Annotated in this window: 17 protein-coding genes, 2 tRNA genes and 1 pseudogene; 14 read left to right on the forward strand and 6 right to left on the reverse strand. The window is 34.9% G+C overall.

All coding sequences use genetic code 11. The features are described 5' to 3' along the window. Positions 1-66 precede the first annotated feature (66 nt). Positions 67-143, forward strand: a tRNA-Asn gene (locus tag ODE14_RS13655). A 454-nt stretch (positions 144-597) separates the two neighbouring features. Here ODE14_RS13655 and ODE14_RS13660 read toward each other — a convergent pair. Continuing rightward, positions 598-837, reverse strand: coding sequence for a helix-turn-helix domain-containing protein (locus ODE14_RS13660; protein WP_263601820.1), 240 nt, complete (start codon positions 835-837; stop codon positions 598-600). Between the two features lie 132 nt (positions 838-969). On the opposite strand from ODE14_RS13660, the gene ODE14_RS13665 reads away from it, so the two are divergent. The 6 genes from ODE14_RS13665 to ODE14_RS13690 all read left to right on the forward strand — a co-directional run bounded on the left by ODE14_RS13665 (position 970) and on the right by ODE14_RS13690 (position 9,161). After that, a complete protein-coding gene (locus tag ODE14_RS13665) occupies positions 970-2,343 on the forward strand; it encodes a hypothetical protein (protein ID WP_263601821.1) in 1,374 nt (457 codons plus the stop codon). Positions 2,344-2,428: 85 nt separating this feature from the next. Next, positions 2,429-3,535, forward strand: coding sequence for a hypothetical protein (locus ODE14_RS13670; RefSeq protein ID WP_263601822.1), 1,107 nt, complete (start codon positions 2,429-2,431; stop codon positions 3,533-3,535). 9 nt (positions 3,536-3,544) lie between these two features. Beyond that, positions 3,545-4,738, forward strand: coding sequence for an RHS repeat-associated core domain-containing protein (locus ODE14_RS13675; RefSeq protein ID WP_263601823.1), 1,194 nt, complete (start codon positions 3,545-3,547; stop codon positions 4,736-4,738). Positions 4,739-4,745: 7 nt separating this feature from the next. Next, on the forward strand, positions 4,746-5,297 hold the full coding sequence (locus ODE14_RS13680; RefSeq protein WP_263601824.1) for a hypothetical protein: 552 nt from the start codon (positions 4,746-4,748) through the stop codon (positions 5,295-5,297). A 1,054-nt stretch (positions 5,298-6,351) separates the two neighbouring features. After that, positions 6,352-6,425, forward strand: a tRNA-Asn gene (locus ODE14_RS13685). 207 nt (positions 6,426-6,632) lie between these two features. After that, complete coding sequence (locus ODE14_RS13690) at positions 6,633-9,161, forward strand: DUF5686 and carboxypeptidase regulatory-like domain-containing protein (RefSeq protein ID WP_263601825.1); 2,529 nt, start codon at positions 6,633-6,635, stop codon at positions 9,159-9,161. A 41-nt stretch (positions 9,162-9,202) separates the two neighbouring features. Here ODE14_RS13690 and ODE14_RS13695 read toward each other — a convergent pair whose 3' ends face one another. From ODE14_RS13695 to rplU, 3 genes and pseudogenes are all read right to left on the reverse strand, one after another. Next, positions 9,203-9,388: a bacteriocin-like protein gene (locus ODE14_RS13695; protein WP_263601826.1), complete on the reverse strand. Its 186-nt coding sequence runs from the start codon at positions 9,386-9,388 to the stop codon at positions 9,203-9,205. Between the two features lie 123 nt (positions 9,389-9,511). Then, a complete protein-coding gene (gene rpmA, locus ODE14_RS13700) occupies positions 9,512-9,769 on the reverse strand; it encodes a 50S ribosomal protein L27 (RefSeq protein WP_100076262.1) in 258 nt (85 codons plus the stop codon). Positions 9,770-9,824: 55 nt separating this feature from the next. After that, positions 9,825-10,187 (reverse strand): annotated as a pseudogene (gene rplU, locus ODE14_RS13705) (50S ribosomal protein L21); the annotation flags it as partial. 178 nt (positions 10,188-10,365) lie between these two features. On the opposite strand from rplU, the gene ODE14_RS13710 reads away from it, so the two are divergent. Both ODE14_RS13710 and ODE14_RS13715 read left to right on the forward strand, forming a co-directional pair. Next, positions 10,366-11,253 carry a metalloprotease gene (locus ODE14_RS13710; RefSeq protein ID WP_263601827.1) on the forward strand — a complete coding sequence of 296 codons (888 nt, stop codon included), beginning with the start codon at positions 10,366-10,368 and terminating at the stop codon, positions 11,251-11,253. A gap of 109 nt (positions 11,254-11,362) precedes the next feature. Further along, positions 11,363-12,454, forward strand: coding sequence for an acyltransferase family protein (locus tag ODE14_RS13715; RefSeq protein ID WP_263601828.1), 1,092 nt, complete (start codon positions 11,363-11,365; stop codon positions 12,452-12,454). A 17-nt stretch (positions 12,455-12,471) separates the two neighbouring features. Here ODE14_RS13715 and ODE14_RS13720 read toward each other — a convergent pair whose 3' ends face one another. Next, positions 12,472-12,705, reverse strand: a complete 234-nt coding sequence (locus ODE14_RS13720) for a hypothetical protein (protein WP_263601829.1) — start codon at positions 12,703-12,705, stop codon at positions 12,472-12,474. 157 nt (positions 12,706-12,862) lie between these two features. Here ODE14_RS13720 and ODE14_RS13725 point away from each other — a divergent pair, with 157 nt between their 5' ends. The 3 genes from ODE14_RS13725 (at position 12,863) to ODE14_RS13735 (ending at position 15,537) form a co-directional block, all read left to right on the forward strand. Then, a complete protein-coding gene (locus ODE14_RS13725; RefSeq protein WP_248389485.1) occupies positions 12,863-13,444 on the forward strand; it encodes a tRNA-(ms[2]io[6]A)-hydroxylase in 582 nt (193 codons plus the stop codon). Positions 13,445-13,459: 15 nt separating this feature from the next. Further along, entirely contained in the window at positions 13,460-14,077 is a 618-nt protein-coding gene (locus tag ODE14_RS13730) for a DUF502 domain-containing protein (protein ID WP_263601830.1), read from the forward strand. An 83-nt stretch (positions 14,078-14,160) separates the two neighbouring features. Continuing rightward, positions 14,161-15,537 (forward strand): tryptophanase, encoded by a 1,377-nt coding sequence (locus tag ODE14_RS13735; protein ID WP_263601831.1) that lies wholly within the window; start codon positions 14,161-14,163, stop codon positions 15,535-15,537. Between the two features lie 63 nt (positions 15,538-15,600). Here the strand turns inward: ODE14_RS13735 and ODE14_RS13740 are convergent, their stop codons facing one another. Then, positions 15,601-16,821, reverse strand: a complete 1,221-nt coding sequence (locus ODE14_RS13740) for a PQQ-dependent sugar dehydrogenase (RefSeq protein WP_263601832.1) — start codon at positions 16,819-16,821, stop codon at positions 15,601-15,603. Positions 16,822-16,930: 109 nt separating this feature from the next. Here ODE14_RS13740 and ODE14_RS13745 point away from each other — a divergent pair, with 109 nt between their 5' ends. Then, on the forward strand, positions 16,931-17,305 hold the full coding sequence (locus ODE14_RS13745) for a BlaI/MecI/CopY family transcriptional regulator (protein ID WP_248389480.1): 375 nt from the start codon (positions 16,931-16,933) through the stop codon (positions 17,303-17,305). Next, positions 17,302-18,696, forward strand: a complete 1,395-nt coding sequence (locus ODE14_RS13750) for a M56 family metallopeptidase (RefSeq protein ID WP_263601833.1) — start codon at positions 17,302-17,304, stop codon at positions 18,694-18,696. The genes ODE14_RS13745 and ODE14_RS13750 overlap by 4 nt, the downstream gene beginning before the upstream one ends. The last annotated feature ends 54 nt before the right edge of the window (positions 18,697-18,750 follow it).

Raw genomic sequence — 18,750 nt, forward strand, 5'->3', positions numbered from 1 at the left:
TTTAAAAAAATATTTGCAGGGTATAAATATTCGTCCTATATTTGCACCACTTAAAACAAAGGACATTCCTCCTTAGCTCAGTTGGTTAGAGCATCTGACTGTTAATCAGAGGGTCGCTGGTTCGAGCCCAGCAGGAGGAGCCATTGAAAATCAAACACTTACATCAATGTAGGTGTTTTTATTTTTGTCAAGGTCAAGGTTTGAGTCAAGGCTTTTATCAAAAAATAGTAAAATGAAGTCAAGGTTTCGGTCAAGGTAACTAAAAATTCAAGCTCATTTCTAACAAAAACTGTTACCATTCTATAAAATTTTAGAACTTTTTTTTACAAATCTTATCAAAATCATTTTTCAAGACCAAAATCTGGAGTTTTTAGGGGAGTACACACAAAATCAAAAATCATGGGTGGGGCTGTTTTCTATATAGGTACTTGCACGATACATAAAAAGAGGTTTTCACATTCTGGAAAAAACCAAAGTTCTCAACATATAATTTTCATAATAACTTTAAATTAAATTTTAATGTGACACGTTTTGTCGTTACCCTATTCTACATTTGGAGAAAAGTAATTAAATGGAAATAAAGATAAAATGAAAAGCTCAATTTATTGGAATATCAAAAAAATCTTTAAGTTCAATTTTTAAAGCTTTACAAAGTACAATAGCTGTCTTGAAAGTAATGTTGGTTCTGCCATTTTCAATTCTGGAAATAGCAGTTTTCTCCAAATCACACAGAGAAGCCAAATCGGTTAAGGAATACCCCTGAGATTCCCTGATAGTTTTCAGTCTCTCTCCAAGATTCTTTTGATAGGATATAAATTTGTTAGGGTCTATTGACATTGATGTCAATATTATCTTTTATATTTGCTCAGTGGGTAAACATTAATGTCTACATTGGCTTTGTGATTTTCACAGCTCAATGAATTTTTGTAACATTGTAAACCTTCTAATGCACAAGAAAAATTATTATTTATGATGAAAAAATTACAGTTTTTGCCTTTGCTGTGTGTAAGTATATGGGGACTGGGGCAGATACCTAATTTTCCCACTTCCCAAGCTCCCAATCCAAGTAATCTGGGCATCTTTTCCAATTCAAATTATGGAAGTCCAGCACGGTCTGTTGTTCCATCGGTTCCTCATGGTGGCTTATCCAGGCAAAGAAGTTCAAAGATAGAACAGCAAAACCAAAGAATGTTTCAGGATGACTTTAAAAGGATTGCTCAGGAACAGGAACTCACAAACAGAAAAGAAGAATACAACAGGCAACAAGCCTTAGAACATTCATTTTACAATCTTCCTTCTTTATCAGGAAAGGCAGGAACACAAGCCTATTACGATGCTTACAACAAATTAGCATCACTCAATACTGAAAACTACCCTATAAGTGAAGCCAATTTCATTGTAGAAAATGCTTATTATGGAGGTAAACAAAATCTCAATCAGTTTAAATCTGGAATTCAGAAAACAGCAAAACAGCTCTTACAGAAAATGAAAGACAGAAAGCAGGATACTGAAAGCAATACGGACAAAAACCTGATGATTTTTGAGTATCTGTCTAAAGGTATGAAGCTTGGAGGTGTTCAGAATAAACCTATCAAATACGATTTTGAGGACTATATGGGTGCAAAGGATTGGAGCAAAATGTTTGTTTCAAAACTTCTAAAAACAGGTTCAGGGCAATGCCACTCAATGCCCTTACTATATCTGATGTTAGCAGAAGAGATGAATACCGAAGCCTATTTAGCTTATGCCCCTAATCATACTTATATCAAGTTTTTGGATGGTGAGGGAGAATGGCAAAATGCAGAACTTACCAATGGTATTTTTACAGCCAATTCTTTAATTCTGGAATCTGGATATATCAAATCTGAGGCTTTACAGAATGATATTTATATGAAAAACCTTAGCAAAAAGGAACTTTTAGCACAGTTTTATGCTGATTTAGCCAATGGGTACATTCATAAATACGGAATGGATGAGTTTGTTGGAAATACATTAGACAAAGCATTGGAATACTCACCTAACAATATTTATGCTAATCAGCTTAAATCTATGTACCAACAAGCAAGATTAGCTTATGTAGCTGGTCAGTTAGGTGTTACAGATTTAGAAAATCCAGAAGACCTTAAAAAGATAAGATTTTACCCTAAGGCAGTAGCCATATTGCAGGAAACCAAAGCCCAGTTTAATAATATTGATAATCTGGGATTTGTAATGATGCCAGAAGGAGCTTATGAGCAGTGGTTAGGTAATATGAAAGGAGAATCTAACAGGCAGAAAAGTGAAGAAATTGCTGAAAGAATGAGACAGGTTAATGCTGAAAAGCAAAAACAACAGGAAGCTTGAAACAAGCTCAGGAACAAAAGAGAAGAGAATCCGAGCAATCAAAAGAGAAGGCTCAATATTTTAAGATAGACCCCAAACATTTTTAATGAAAAAATATTTACAAACTAAAACAACTTTGCTTTTAATGCTCTTGTGGCTTTGCTGTGGGATGGTTAAAGCCCAAAGTAATCAATTTTACGATGATGCTTATCAGACCATTGACAACATGGTGAATGATAAACAGAAATACAGTTTTAAAGATGCTGTATTTAGTGTAGAGAATGCCTATTTTCAGGGAAAATTAGACACAGTTCAACTGAATAATCAAGTCAGGTTTTTGACAAGATTTGCAAAGGCAATCATTGCAAACAGGGAGTTAACCTATAAACAATCTGATAAAGACAAAGTAAGCAAGTATGCAGCAGTGTATTCTATTATGTGCCAGTCTTTACCCATTGCTGTTAAAGATACTGTAGTTCAATACAAGCCCTTTAACTATGACTTTAAAGATGTTTTCGGGCATAATGATATAACAAACCTTTTTGTCTCAAAATTACTAATGACCAAAGAGGGAAACTGTAATTCTATGCCTTATCTATACAAGATTTTAGCTGAGGAATTGGGTGTAGATGCATATCTGGCATTAGCACCAAACCATGTATATATAAAGCATCAAATCAAGTCTGATGGATGGTATAATACGGAGCTTACGAGTGGCATATTTCCACAGGATTCATGGTTAATGGCTTCTGGCTACATTCACTTAGATGCCATCAAAAATGGGGTGTTTATGAAAGCTCTGAATAATAAAGAAAGCCTTGCTTTATGTCTGTTTGATTTAGCACAGGCATACAACAGGAATTTTCCTGATAATGATGGTGATTTTGTATTAAAGGCTGTAAACAGAGCAATCGAGATTTATCCCAACTTTGCTAAAGCTTTAATCCTAAGAGCTGAAACCCACAAGACACAGTTTGAAAAATTGATGGATAAACAGAATTTGAGTTCTACCAATCCTGAAAACATAAAAAAAGCTCAACAAGACCCAAAAGCTAAGGAAATCATGGATTTAATGACTAAAGAATACACTCACATTTATGAGCTCGGATACAGGCAGATGCCAGAGGAAATGTACTTAGACTGGCTGGTATCACTAAAAACAGAAAGAGAGAAGTACGAGAATAAAAAATTAATGAATAACTTTACAAAATAACAAATGACTATGAAAAGAATTGTATTGACTGGCTTTGTGCTGATAGCAGGATTTACACAGGCACAGGAAAAAAGTAAACCTCAAACTAAACCCAAAGCAGAGAAACCATATATCAACCCTGTAAAACTTACCAAAGAGGAAAGAAACAGACCTTACATGGATGAGGTTTTGAAATCCAAAGACCCATTAACTCCAGAAGAAGCAGAGAGAAGAAGAAAAAACATTGAAGCAGGAAATCCCTTCAAGAAATATGGATACTACCCTAAAGTAGCAACACTCAGCAAAGGAAAGTATTTAGAATTTCATGACAAGGACTCTATTGTGAGCATTGGTTCAGTAAGGTTCAACAAAAAGACAAAAGAGATTGTTGAATTCAGAGAGATAGATTCAAGTGACCCAGATGCACAGCCTTATTTGGATACAGCAGGGAGATGGTTTTCTCCTGACCCTTTGAGTGAAGAGTTTAGAGCATGGTCTCCCTATAATTATGCTGTAAATAATCCATTAAGGTTTACTGACCCTGATGGTAGAGAAGCAACAGATATTTATAAGTTGGATAAATTGGGAAATTTAACATGGATGGCTGAGTCCAAAACAGATGTTATTTATGCTGAAAATAATTTTGATAGTAAGGGGAACTTAAATGCAAACAATGACGGTGGTGTTGAGGTTGGAGAAAAAGGATATATTGCTAAAAACTTACAAGAAATAACAATGGATTCTCCTATGACATCAGCTCAAAAAACAACGGAATCCTCTTCAAAGCTTTCAACTTTAAGTTTTTATAATAACAGTGACAAAGCACAGGAAGTTGCAGAATATATGTATAAAAATACTGGTGTGGAATTTTCTAACTCAAGCTATAACGGTAATAAAGGAGGTGTTTTTTCTGTAATTTCAACATTGCACTTAACTGCATCAACATTAGTAGACCCTAAAACTCTTATGAAGAACTTTAGTGTAGGTGGTGATTATTTCATGCAAAGTACATTAACTGCTAATGACCACAACCATCCAGCTAATACCCTTCCAAGTGGATATATGTTAAAGGATGGTAAATTAGTTCCAAGACCATCATATATGGATGGTTCAAGAGGGCATGTTGACTATCATAATACTACTGACAGTAGTTTTAATGGTGTGAAATTTAGGCTATTCTCAAAAGGAAGATACTTTAATTATGATTCAAATGGTGCAAATTAAAAATAATATGAAAATTTATATCTTAGCATTTATTTTATTTTTTAATAATGCTATTTCACAAACAAAAAAGAGTGATTGTTTTTCCCTAAATCCTTTTATAAATGTTTTTATAGAAAACCTGATTAGCAAAGAAGTTAATTTGGATAAAAATTATTTAACCTTAATAAGCTTGAAGGATAAAGAAGGAAACTATAATATTGATTTTGAACTCACTTCTGGTGATATAAAAACTTTTAAGATTATATCATCCAAAGAAATTAAAAAAACATATGGCAACATAACAATCTTGTTAGTGGGTAAAACTGATGAGGATTTGAAGTTTTTAAAAAAATCAATTGGAAAATCTAAAAAAATATTTCTAAATAAAGATAAATCTAAGAATAATACATCTTTTTATGATGAGGATTATGTTTGGAGTACATTTTTTGACAACAAAAAAGAGTTAATAAACTTTTATATACCAGAAGAAAAAGAATCTGCTAATAAAATCTTCGATGATGTAAAAAATAATATTCGTATTAGTCCAAACTTTAAAAAAATAGATTGTAATTGTCTTTAACATTTCGTTTTTTATTTAAAAAAAATCAGATAAAATACATGTAAAAATCCAATCTGCCTTTTGGTTTTAATAAATAATTGATAATCAGTATTTTAACATATAAAATAATCCAAGCTTGTGTTACCTATATATTATAGCCAAACAAAATCCCCTCTAAAACGGAGGGGATTATTTCTTTCTAAAACCTCGTAAAAGGTCTATGCCTATTGTTTGATTTATAAAGAATTTCTTTCAGTAACAACAGCTTTGTAATTTGGATAGATTTTGGTAAACTTTACTAACTCCTCAAAATATCTGTCATATCTCCTGTTCAATGGAGTCAACTTTATAAATAATGAAGAAAACAGTATTAATATTATTTGTATTGGGATTCGTAGTTTCAATTTTTGTAGGAATAGATTTTTGGATAACTAAAACTAACTCTTTTAGCTATCAATTTAAGATAATTCCCAATTTCTCGCTTTTAGATATTGCTTTTTTAAATTCTACTGAAAAATATATAAATCTCATTTTATTAGTAACGTCGTTTATTTATTTTTTGCATTGTCAGTAATATCGTATAAGAAAAATTCTTCTACGTATCTTTTACTTGGGTTAATTCTATTCCAACTTTTGTATGATTTTCTTTGTATTTATAATGTTTACATCGGAAAATATCACGGAGAGCATTTTAGAATTGACATTTTAATATTTGTTTATGGTCTCATTATATGGCGTAAATTATCCTCACTCCACAAACAAACATAAAGAAAAAAATTAAAATGGTTCGATCCCCAAAATGAGTCGTGTTTTGATGGAACTATTTAATAATCAAAAGCAATCGGTTCGATAATCGCACAGTAGGGGGAGCAAAAAGACTTACAGAAATGTAGGTCTTTTTTATTTACCTGTTCTAAAAATAAAATTTTCAGATAAGACAAATTTAATCATCTGAAAAATAATTATATAGCTCACATTGCCCATTATTACAGGAAAATTCTCATTATTTTTAAACCAAAAATTTGTTTGATATTAATATTCCTTTTATATTTGCACCACTAAAACAATAGGAAATTCCTCCTTAGCTCAGTTGGTTAGAGCATCTGACTGTTAATCAGAGGGTCGCTGGTTCGAGCCCAGCAGGAGGAGCAAAAAGACTTACAGCAATGTAGGTCTTTTTTATTTTATTAAGCACCAATCACTTTAACAAAATAATAACAGCACAGCAACTTATCAATCATGTTATTTCCTTACATTTGCAGTTTTGTATTTATTTACTTGAAAAATTAAATATTATTGAACCATTACAATAAATCTGCATACTTTTTGTTTATGCAATAGCTTGAAGAACAACAAATGTTAATTAACAGACCGCGATATTATCCCTTTTTAATTTTTATCCTCCTTTCCCATTTTGTATATGCCCAAAATGCTGCCAGCGGAAAAATTACAGACGCCAAAACCAATAAAGAAATCAGCGGTGTCGATATCTTTATTAATGAAAGCAATAAGGCTGCATTAACAACAACTTCGGGAAACTTTGCCGTTCAGTCGGACAGCATTATTTACAAGCTGAAGTTTTTAAGAAAAAATTACGCTCTAGAAAGCGTAGATGTTACTCCTGAGAATGCCAACAATATTTTTGTAAAACTTTCGCAGGAAAAAGTAAGCAACATCGAAGAAGTAGTGATCCACAACGAAAAACCGAAATATAAAAATAAAAAGGAAAACCCGGCGTATGCCATCATGCAGAAAGTCTGGGCCAGAAAAAGAAATAACGGATTGGATAAATTCGATACGTACACCTATAAAGAGTACGAAAAAATCCAGTTTGACGCAAACAACCTTGACAGCGCCTTTATGAAGAGAAAAATTTTCAATAAACTTGAATTTATTTTCGATTATAAAGACTCTACCGCAAGCGGAAAAATAGGACTTCCCGTATTTCTTAATGAAGCGGTGTATGAAAATTACGGCGAAAACAGACCCTCAAAAAAAACAAAAAGACTGTTGGTCGCACAAAAAACATCCGGGTTTCAGGACAACCAGATCGTAACGCTTACCGCCAAAAACCTTTACCGGGATATTAATATCTATGATAATACTTTAAATTATTTCGATATCGGTTTTCCAAGTCCTGTGGGAGAAACAGGTTTCAGCACGTATGATTATAATTTAATTGACACCGTTTCCGTTCGGGGAGAAAATGCTTTTAAGATCAGGTATCAGCCGAAAAGAACGGAAGTTCTGGCTTTTCAGGGTTATCTGTATATTGATACAGACAGTTATGCCGTGCTGGGAGCCACTTTAAAATCCACCCAGAAAATCAATGTTAATTTCATCAACGGGATTTCTACCGAACTGGAGTATGATAATCCTGACGAAAATACTTTTTTACCGAGAAAATTTGTTACCGAAATTGAAATGACGCCGTTTTCCAAAAAGAAAACCGCAAAAAGCATTGTTGCCAAACGGTCGGTCGATTATTCCGAATATGAATTTAACAAACCTTTGGAAGATCAGGTTTTCAAACGAAAAGAAGAAGAATATTCTGATAGCTTCACAGACAAAGATGATGCCTACTGGCTTAAAGCAAGGCCCGATTCTTTATCTAAAACCGAACAGGGAATCTACGACATGTTGGATAAACTTCAGCAGACTCCGAAATTCAACAGAATAGTAAAACTGTATGAAACGTTGGGTTCCGGTTATTATAATGTGAAAAAATTAGGCATTGATATCGGTCCTATTTTCTCTGTTTACGGTAAAAATGAGGTAGAAGGAGACAGAATACGTTTGGGCGCAAGAACTTATTTCACGAGAAATGATCCGTGGAGGGTTCAGTTTTATACGGCTTACGGTTTCAAAGACCAGCAGGTAAAATACGGTGCTGAAGCAAGATTCATGTTCAACAGGGTAAATAGGTTTACCGTAGGAGCCGGAACCCGGAGAGATATACTTCAGCTGGGAGTACAGCTTACCAATGATGACGGGATTATGGCCAGGACTTTTGCCTCTTCAACCATTTTTGCAAGAGGAGAAAATGCATCTTTAAGCTCGCTTAATCAGACAAACGTCTTTACCTCAATCGAACCTTGGAAGAACTTCCAGATCAGGCTCGACGGAACGATGCAGAGCATTAAATCTGCCAATCCGGATGGTTTCAGCCTGATGTATTATAAAGATGGTGCTTTAAGGAAAACCACAAACGATTCGCACTTTACGCTTAGCCTGATCGCAAGACCGGGAGCGAAATTTTCCCAGACCGGGATCGATCGTTATGAGCATGGAACTCTGGCTCCGACCATTGTCTTAAAATACACGAAAGGAGTGGAAGGATTATTCGGATCTGATTTTAATTATAATAAACTACAGTTCCTTTTCTACAAGCCGTTTTTAATTGGAAGCTGGGGAAAACTGCAGGTCAACTTTGAAGCCGGAAAGAACTTCGACACTGTTCCTTTGGCGCTGCAGAATGTGATTCCCGGAAATCAGTCGTACAGTCTTGCACAGAATACTTTTGCACAGCTGAATTATTATGAATTTGTAGCAGACACTTACACAACACTTCATCTGGAACATCATTTTAACGGTAAGATTCTTTCCTTTATTCCGTTAATTAAAAAACTGAAATTAAGAGAAATAGCCTTTATCAGAGGAGCATACGGTACATTGAGCGACGCTTCTAAAGCCATTAACGTGGAAGGCTTTAAATACTCTGCTCCTACTGATCATATTTATTACGAATATGGTTTCGGAATCGAGAATATAGGTTTTGGAAACCTGAGAATTTTCAGGATAGACTTTAACTGGCGAGGAAATTATCTTGACCGACCTGATATTTCAACCTTTGGCATAAAAGCCGGATTCCAGGTAAACTTTTAACAGAAAAAATAAATCTCCTTCGTGAAGGAGATTTTTGTTTCTTAGGACTCTACAGGATAATCTTTACATCCGTTGCAATGTGCTACAATATAAACAATATTACACGGAGGCCTTTCTCCTTCCGGAATACTGCAATAAATATTGCATGGTAAACATTCTTTTACAGGAGCGATACCTCCCGTAACTTCTTTAAGATCCTGTCTTGTGATTTTCTTTAAATTTTTCATATCAGTTAAATTTTGTTTGATTTGATGTTAAATATAAGAAATATATTCATTCGTGATTGTAATTTGATAAAATAAAAAACCTCAGCAAATTGCTGAGGTTTTAATTTTTATGAAACGCTTAAATTATGCGTTTGCTTCTACAGATACGAAAGATCTGTTGTTTGCTTTCTTTCTGAAAACTACTTTACCGTCTACTAGAGCGAACAAAGTGTGATCTTTACCAATTCCCACGTTTGCACCTGGGTGGTGTTGTGTACCTCTTTGTCTAACAATAATGTTTCCGGCAATAGCTTCCTGACCACCGAAAATCTTAACCCCTAATCTTTTAGAGTGAGATTCTCTACCGTTTTTGGAACTACCAACTCCTTTCTTATGTGCCATTTTATTTTAAGGTTTTTTGGTTTAACAATTATTCTGCACTTTCAGCAGCTTCAGCATCTGCCTTTTTTGTTGTTTTTTTAGCAGGTTTTTCTGCTTTCTTAGCTCCTTCAAATCCTGTAATACCAGTGATCTGAATTTGAGTTAATGATTGTCTGTGACCGTTTTTCACTTTGTAACCTTTTCTTCTTTTCTTTTTGAAAATGATTACTTTATCAGCTTTTACGTGGTCTAGGATCTCTGCTTCTACAGTGATTCCGCTTACAGCTGGGGCGCCTACAGTGATTGCTCCGTTTACAGTAAGAAGTACTTTATCGAAAGATACTTTACCTCCTTTGTCTCCTGATAAACGGTTTACAAACAACTTCTGGTCTTGCTCAACTTTGTATTGAAGCCCTGCTATTTCTACAATTGCAAACATTGTTTATAAAATTTTTAGTTATTTCGAGGTGCAAATATAAGAAATATTTTCTAATCTCCTCAAATTCAATCCAATCTTTTTTAATTAAAATTTTAACTATGTTTTGAATAATTTATCACAATAAAGTGATATTATTTTCCGTTAAATAATATATCTTCGCAAAACCAAAATATTTTATATGAAAAGAAACTTTAATTTCCGCATCCTGGCGGGAGCAATTGCTGCACTTTCTTTGTCAGCATGTAACGACGACACACTGGAAACTCCGGTACAGCCAGAACAACAAACCGAAAGTCAAAGAATCGAACAACCCAATGCTTTAGAGAAAGTATGTTACTATGTAGACCAAAACTGGAGCTCATCTGCCGTTTTACTGACATCTTTACAGAATTCTACAGATACTAACTTTATGAATTCGCAAATGACAAAAATTGCGAGCCTTTGGGGAAGAAGCAATCCAACACTTCGTTTTGTAAACGATCCGTCGAATTATAATTCTACATATAATGCGATTTCGTATTCAACGGGTAAAATTTATTACGGATATGCCATTTATTATGATGCCAAATCCAAAGGCGGAGATATTGTTAACGCTATGATTTTAGCCCATGAATATGGACACCAGCTGCAATACATCTTCGGACTTCCTTCAGTAAACGAATCTACGGCAAGACCTAATGAACTGGAAGCAGACGGATTTGCAGGATATTATTTAAGAAGACCGAACGGTTATAACCAAACAAGTTTTACACAAATCGCAGCGGCCTATGAATTTGCACAAAGCATCGGAGATTACCAGACGAACAGTCCGGGACACCACGGAACACCGCCACAAAGAAGATCTGCTGTACGTTTGGGGTTCCTTTTAGGACAATATGATCTTACCGCATCTGCATTTGATTATAATTTCTTTTACTATTATCAGGGCGTTTTAAACGGAACTTATAAAACTGCAAAAAATGCTCAATATCCTGAGCTTGATGCTTACATGAGCCAATATCTTGATGAATTGAAAAAAATTCAGACGGGAGAAATCTCTGCTGAAGATTTCAAAAATTTAAAGTAACATTCATTTTCGATATATCTTTCTTAGAGACAGGCCAATATTCCTGTCTCTTTTCTTTTTAAAAATATTTCATAAAGTTTATTTACTTTTGATGCATTATCTATATATAATGAAAAGAGATCTCTATATTGATTTTGCAAAAGGGCTGGCAACACTCTCTATCATATTTATTCATACGGCATTTTGGTCCGGACAATTTTATATCCCGGCAGAAGTGAGAGTATTTTCTCTGGTTTTTGATGTGGCTCTATTTTATGCTTTAAGTGGAATAACCTCGGGCTCCAATATCGAAAAAACATTTTACAGATTACTGAAACTACAGATCACATACATGATTTTTGTGACCTTTCTGTTTTTTATGGATTATTTCTTTAAAATTTTTGGCCTGAATTTTTTTTCTCTTGAATGGCTAAAGAACTTTTATTCCACCTTTGGATCGAAATATACAATTAATAGTATTTCAACATCGCCACAATGGGAAAATCTTGGAAATTGGTACCTGCATCAATATACCAATGCCGACACTTTCCCGGTAGTCATGGGAAGTTTCTGGTATCTGAAAGTATATTTTATTCTGACGGTTTTCGGAGTCTTGATTTTACGGTTTTTTCCTAAACATATCAATTGGTTTATCGCTCTATGTGTTGTTTTAACACTGCTGTTTAATATTTTTCCTGAAATATATCCGGACGGACAAGTAGGATACGTAGCATTTTATCTTGCAATTTTTCTGATCGGAAATAGAATGAAAGGCAAAAAAATACCTGATAAAATGATTCCGGCTTTGTATACTTTGGTAGCTGCAGCGTTAATATGGATGTTTTGGTATTATGGAAATGAGATCTTTTATAAGATCAACAGAAATAAATTTCCACCTAAAATTCCGTACATCATCTGGGCGATGTTTTCTCTGGTAACATTATTTGTATTTTATAACCGGTTAAAAATTTCGGCAGAAAGCTTTATAACGTACATTGGTAAAAATGCCATTTTTTTTTATTTCGCCCAGGGAATAAGTTCTTCGCTCGTTTATTTTTTGGTAGTTCCCTTAAAAGAAAAAATGCCTTGGTGGATTCTAATGATATTAATTTATATCATTAATGTTTTTCTGGCATTTGGGATTTCAGCTGTATTAAAGAAAGTAGACAGCATTGGATGGAATATCCTGGAAATATTGCGAAAAAAAACTGCTATTAAATAGCAGTTTTTTATTTTTTATTAGTCTCTTCTTCCGCTCCTCGCTATCAATGCTATAATGATAATGAGAACAATAGCCCCTCCAATAATATACACCGGATTGGCATACCATTCTGTAGTGGTCGTTGTATTGTTTTCTGTAGTAACTACCCCACCGGCAGTATCTTGTGCAAACGAAAAAATAGACATGAATACTGAAAATGCAAATGCAAGTAAGGCATTCATTTTACTTTTAATAGCTGTAATTGTTTCCATAATGTTTATATTTTTAATTGGTTTTAAAACAATAACAAAAAAAGTACCATCAAGTTTACATAATTCATAAAAAACATGAATTTAAATGAAAATTTTCAAACAAAATAAAACTTCTGTCATATCACAAAATATTTTAATTTTACACAAAATTTGAAACATGTTTAAGTTGAAACTTCCTACCGATCCCAGGTGGGCAAATATTGCAGAAGGAAACATTGAAGAAATTTTAACGGATCATGCCTGGTGTGAGCAAAAAGCGGCTACCAACGCTATCGGGCTGATCACAATGCTTCCTGAATATCCTGAGATCGTAACCGAACTTCTTGCCATCGCGCAGGAAGAGTTGGAACATTTCAGACAGGTTCATGAGATTATTAAAAAGAGAGGATATATATTCGGCCGTACCCGAAAAGATGATTATGTGAACGAATTGGTCAACTTCATCCAGAAAGGAGGCAACAGAGATGATCTTATTGTTGATAAGATGCTTTTTGCGGCCATGATCGAAGCAAGGAGCTGTGAACGATTCAAAGTGCTTACAGAGAACATCAAAGATGAAGAGCTTAAAACGTTCTACAGAGAATTAATGATCTCCGAAGCCAATCATTACACCACATTCATAGGATTTGCAAGACAATTGGGCGATGAGCAGAAAGTAAATGCAAGATGGGAAGAATGGCTGGAATATGAAGCAAAAATTATCCAGTCTTACGGAAAAGGAGAAACCATCCACGGATAAAACTATATTTTAAAATTGAAAAAGCTGACGTTTGAAAATATTGCCAATTTTTTCCTGAAAAACTTCTTTCAGGGACTTGTCATTATTGGTCCTATAGGACTGACGATGTTTGTCATCTGGTATGTAGTGACCTCCATTGACAATATTATTCCTTCGGTAGCCAAAGAGATTCCCGGGCTGGTTTTTATTTCAACCATCGTATTTACAGCAATTTTAGGATATTTAGGAAACAAATTTGTAGTTGGACGGTTCTTTTTTGATGCCATGGATCGTCTTCTTGAAAAAACTCCGGGCGTTAAGCACATTTATACCCCTACAAAAGATGTCATGTCTTCATTCGTAGGAGATAAGAAAAAATTCAACGATCCTGTCTGGGTAAAAACCAATGAAAATCCTGAAATCTGGAGAATAGGCTTTCTCACCCAGAAGGAAATGGCAGACGTGGAAAAACATAATTATGTAGCGGTTTACCTGCCGCATTCTTACGCCATTTCAGGATGGGTAATTGTTACGGAAGAAAAAAACATCAAACCGGTAGTGGGCATGACAGCGGCTTCTGCAATGAAATTTGCGGTGAGCGGTGGCGTTGCAGGATTCCACTCCGATGATAATATCTTTAAAGCTCCGGAGTAGTAAAGCTTTAAACACATTATCCTTTGATGAATTTGAAATTATTTCAAATAAAAATTCTTACAAACAATCTAATAAATACTATCATGAATTTACCGTACGCGGAACCTTTCCGCATTAAAATGATTGAGGAAATCCGTCAGTCAACAAGAGAAGAAAGAGAACAGTGGCTTAAAGAAGCAAACTATAATTTATTCAATCTAAAATCTTCACAGGTTTTTATCGACCTTCTTACCGATTCCGGAACGGGAGCAATGTCTGACAGACAGTGGGGCGCTTTAATGATGGGGGATGAAAGCTATGCCGGATCACGTTCTTTTGAGCAGCTTCACCAGACTGTACAGAATATCACAGGCTTTAAATATCTTTTACCAACTCACCAGGGAAGAGCTGCAGAAAATGTTCTGTTTTCCGTTTTGGTAAAAGAAGGAGATGTAATACCCGGAAACTCTCATTTTGACACCACAAAAGGGCATATTGAATTCAGAAAAGCTCACGCTATCGACTGTACGATCGATGAAGCTTTTGACATTAATGATCTTCATCCATTCAAAGGAAATATCAATATTGAAAAACTTGAAGAAGTTTATAAAAAGTATCCAAAAGAAAATATCCCTTTCTGCCTGATTACCATTACCTGCAATTCATCCGGAGGACAGCCTGTATCCCTGGAAAACATGAAAGCGGTAAAAGAGCTTTCTGATAAATATGGAGTACCTGTATTTTTCGATTCAGCGAGATTTGCTGAGAATGCCTATTTCATCAAAAAAAGAGAAGCCGGACAGGAAAACAGAAGCATCAAAGAAATCTGTAAAGAAATTTTCTCTTACGGTGACGGGATGACGATGAGTTCTAAAAAAGACGGATTGGTAAATATCGGAGGTTTTATCGCTTTAAATGATGAAGAAGTTTTCAGAAAAGCTTCTAATTTTACCATTATTTATGAAGGTTTCATTACCTACGGTGGAATGGCCGGAAGAGACATGGCTGCTTTAGCTGTTGGTCTTGATGAAGCGACAGAATTCGCTTATTTAGAAAGCCGAATTTCCCAGGTGGAATATCTTGGAAATAAATTAATCGAATACGGAATTCCGGTTCAGAAACCTATCGGCGGACACGCTGTTTTCATTGATTCTTTGAATTTCCTTCCAAAAGTTGACCGCTCGGAATATCCTGCACAAACATTGGGACTTGAAATCTATAAAGAAGCCGGAATCAGAACCGTAGAAATCGGGACATTATTGGCCGACAGAGATCCTGAAACAAGAGAAAACCGTTATCCGAAGCTGGAGCTTGTACGTCTGGCCATCCCAAGAAGAACGTATACGAACAACCATATGGATTATATTGCCGCTGCTATCAAAAACGTTTATGAAAGACGTGATGAGATTGCAAAAGGCTATAAGATAACCTGGGAACCGGATCTGTTAAGACATTTTACGGTTCAGCTTGAGGAAGCTTAAAATCGGTTCGGGCTCAAAACTTCGTTTTGAGCCCGAACCTTTATATAAAAGACTACAATAAGATTATTTTTTTGAAATTCTGTATAGTTTTCCGCTGTCGGTTACCGCATACAAATTGCCATCACTTCCGTTCAGCACATCACGAAAACGTTCTTTCTCGTCTGACAAAAGCCTTTCTTCCCCCACTACTTTATTATCCTTCATCACAATTCTGTTGATATGTTCTCCACTGAGACATCCGATCATCAGGTTTCCTTTCCATTCATCAATATTTCCGGTGTAAAAAGTAACACCACTTGGAGAGATTACCGGATCCCAGTAATATACCGGCTGCTCAGTTCCTGCTTTTTGAGTCGTTCCGTTATTTATTTTTTCACCGGAATATTCAATTCCGTAGGTTACATCACCCCATCCGTAATTTTTTCCGGCTTTAATTAAATTAATTTCGTCACCACCTCTCGGTCCCATTTCCACATCCCAGAGATTTCCGTTGGGATCAATGGCCATTCCCTGAGGATTTCTGATTCCATATGCATAAATTTCGGGTTTAAACCCTGCTTTACCGATAAATGGATTACCGGGAGCAGGCTTTCCTTCTTTTGTGATTTTTAATATTTTACCTAAATAATTATCTGTTCGCTGTGCGTACACTCTTGTCTGCTTATCGGACCGTTCTCCTGTGCTCACAAATAAATTTCCGACTTTATCGAAAGCCAGTCTGCTTCCGTAATGTTTATCTCCATCATAGGTTGGAGTTGCTCTGAATATAACTTTCACCTCAGAAATAGTTTTAAAATCATGAGACAATTTTCCTTTTCCTACCGCCGTATGATTTCCCTTTTCATAAGGTTCTGAAAAACTAAAGTAAATAATATTGTTGGTGGCGAAATCCGGATCTAAAGCGACATCAAGCATTCCGCCCTGACCTTTGGAATCAACTTTCGGGAATCCATCAATTTTTGAGATTTGCTTTCCGTCAGTGGAAACAATATTCATATATCCCCTTTTATCCGTAATCAGAAGTCTTCCGTCCGGAAGGTTAATAATTCCCCAGGGCTTCCCTAAATCTTTACTCAAGACTTCAACCTTGTAAGGTGTTGAAGTTTTTACTGCTTTAATTCTCGTCTGTCCGGTAAAGGCAGGTTTATATTCCGGAGAATTCGGTGCTTTTGTTTCAACACTTCCGTCGCTTCCCGCCTGCTGAGCATTAACTCTGCCTTCTTTACATGATGCCAGAATAAGAAACAAACTGACCGCTGAAATATAAAATTTATTGGTTTTCATATGATTAAGATGGATTATTTTGCTGAAGAATGGAAAAATAGTGCCACAAAAATTTGCCGGTTTAAATTTTTATTCTACATTTGTAGAAACAATTACAAATCTGTAGAATATGAAAGAAATAAAACTAACCGATTCTGAAAAAGATCTTATGGAAATACTCTGGGAAAAAGAAAAGGTTTTCATGAAAGATATTTTAGAATCTTATCCGGACCCTAAACCTGCCACAACAACAATCGCGACACTCCTGAAAAGAATGCAGAATAAAGATTTTGTGGGGTATACACTGTATGGAAATTCCCGCGAATATTATCCGAAAGTCGCAAAGGGAGAATATTTTAAGGAAGAAATGTCTTCCATGATTGACCGTTTTTTTAATAATTCCGTGACGCAGTTTGCCTCTTTTTTCACGTCTAATGCTAAACTTTCACAAGAAGAATTGAAAGAACTCAGAGAAATTATTGACAAGCAAATTGACGAAAAATGATGATTATTTTAAAAATAATTTTAGGGTCTTCTATGCTTCTGGCCGTATACTATATGTTGTTACAAAAGGAAAAAATGTATCGGTTCAACAGGTTTTACCTAATGTTTTCTATTCTGTTTTCTTATGCCGTTCCATTTATTTCTATTCAATCGGAAAACTTAAAACCGAGTAACCGAATTCAAACGACCGTTGAAACAACACAACAGGTTTTAGACATTACTAAGGTACAGGAAAATTTTAACTTAATTAACTGGCTCTGGATTATTTACGGAACTATTACCCTGATTTTTTTAATAAAGTTGATCCATTCATTTTTAGTAATTAAAAAGATGAAGGGCAAGAGCATAAAGTATCACAACCAAAATATCCTGATTACCAAAGAGTATACCTCTCCTTTTAGCTTTTGGAATACTATTTATTTAGGGGAAAATTATCTCATTGACAGTAAAATAGATCCACGGATTTTTCTGCATGAAAAAAGCCACCTCGAACAGAAGCACAGCGTCGATGTTATAATTATTGAAATCCTGAAAGCCTTTACCTGGTTCAATCCTTCGATATTTTTTTACCGAAAAGCCATTATTACCAATCATGAATTTCTGGCAGATGAATCTGTCTTAAAAAATGATTTCAACATAAAAGAATATCAGAATTTAATTCTGAACGAAATTATTTTAAATCAAAACTATAACCTTACCCATACATTCAATTTTAATAACACCAAAAAAAGATTTATTATGATGAACACTAAAAAGTCTAAAATGACCATCATCAAAAAAGTAATCAGCATTCCTGTATTACTTATCACTTTCGGATTATTTGTACAGAAAACATATGCCGGAAACGTAGAAAGTGCAGCCAAAATATTCCCGGAAATACCAGGAAAAGATTCTGAAAACAAAGCAGAAAATTTTGCAGAAGAACACATAAAATCTTTAGCAAAAGATGGTTCAACAGTCGAAAAAACAAAAGATAATCCTGCCAATAACTTTCTTCCTTCAGGCAAAATGAGCCGGGAAAAAGAGAAAAGCACCGATAAATCTTCGGAAATACAACCGAAAATCGACAGCAATTTACAAACTACTACTACTGTTGCGGAATATCCCGGAGGCCAAAATGAGCTAAGAAATAAAGTAGCCAGCTTATTTGACGCATCTAAAATCACACATGGAAAAGAACAAAAAATGATGAAAACAGACATTACTTACACGGTTGATGAAAATGGACGTGTTACCAATATCAACGCTGCCGGCAATAACAAAACCTTTAATGATGAAGCAGTTTCTGCATTTAAGAAAGCCAATGAAAATGTGGTCTGGAAACCTGCAGAAAAAGATGGAAAAGCTGTTCCATACGGAATGAAAATGCCACTAACAATGTCTTTCGAGTAAATTAAAAAAAGCACTCCTTGGGAGTGCTTTTGTATTTTACAATATTTCTGTAAT

Source organism: Chryseobacterium sp. PET-29 (assembly GCF_025736815.1).
GTDB lineage: Bacteria > Bacteroidota > Bacteroidia > Flavobacteriales > Weeksellaceae > Chryseobacterium > Chryseobacterium nepalense.

What these genes read in the sequence shown, in the direction of transcription:
- ODE14_RS13660 (WP_263601820.1), bottom strand. Translation starts at nt 837, where the DNA reads ATGTCAATAGACCCTAACAAATTTATATCCTATCAAAAGAATCTTGGA.
- ODE14_RS13665 (WP_263601821.1), top strand. Translation starts at nt 970, where the DNA reads ATGATGAAAAAATTACAGTTTTTGCCTTTGCTGTGTGTAAGTATATGG.
- ODE14_RS13670 (WP_263601822.1), top strand. Translation starts at nt 2,429, where the DNA reads ATGAAAAAATATTTACAAACTAAAACAACTTTGCTTTTAATGCTCTTG.
- ODE14_RS13675 (WP_263601823.1), top strand. Translation starts at nt 3,545, where the DNA reads ATGAAAAGAATTGTATTGACTGGCTTTGTGCTGATAGCAGGATTTACA.
- ODE14_RS13680 (WP_263601824.1), top strand. Translation starts at nt 4,746, where the DNA reads ATGAAAATTTATATCTTAGCATTTATTTTATTTTTTAATAATGCTATT.
- ODE14_RS13690 (WP_263601825.1), top strand. Translation starts at nt 6,633, where the DNA reads ATGTTAATTAACAGACCGCGATATTATCCCTTTTTAATTTTTATCCTC.
- ODE14_RS13695 (WP_263601826.1), bottom strand. Translation starts at nt 9,388, where the DNA reads ATGAAAAATTTAAAGAAAATCACAAGACAGGATCTTAAAGAAGTTACG.
- rpmA (WP_100076262.1), bottom strand. Translation starts at nt 9,769, where the DNA reads ATGGCACATAAGAAAGGAGTTGGTAGTTCCAAAAACGGTAGAGAATCT.
- ODE14_RS13710 (WP_263601827.1), top strand. Translation starts at nt 10,366, where the DNA reads ATGAAAAGAAACTTTAATTTCCGCATCCTGGCGGGAGCAATTGCTGCA.
- ODE14_RS13715 (WP_263601828.1), top strand. Translation starts at nt 11,363, where the DNA reads ATGAAAAGAGATCTCTATATTGATTTTGCAAAAGGGCTGGCAACACTC.
- ODE14_RS13720 (WP_263601829.1), bottom strand. Translation starts at nt 12,705, where the DNA reads ATGGAAACAATTACAGCTATTAAAAGTAAAATGAATGCCTTACTTGCA.
- ODE14_RS13725 (WP_248389485.1), top strand. Translation starts at nt 12,863, where the DNA reads ATGTTTAAGTTGAAACTTCCTACCGATCCCAGGTGGGCAAATATTGCA.
- ODE14_RS13735 (WP_263601831.1), top strand. Translation starts at nt 14,161, where the DNA reads ATGAATTTACCGTACGCGGAACCTTTCCGCATTAAAATGATTGAGGAA.
- ODE14_RS13740 (WP_263601832.1), bottom strand. Translation starts at nt 16,821, where the DNA reads ATGAAAACCAATAAATTTTATATTTCAGCGGTCAGTTTGTTTCTTATT.
- ODE14_RS13745 (WP_248389480.1), top strand. Translation starts at nt 16,931, where the DNA reads ATGAAAGAAATAAAACTAACCGATTCTGAAAAAGATCTTATGGAAATA.
- ODE14_RS13750 (WP_263601833.1), top strand. Translation starts at nt 17,302, where the DNA reads ATGATGATTATTTTAAAAATAATTTTAGGGTCTTCTATGCTTCTGGCC.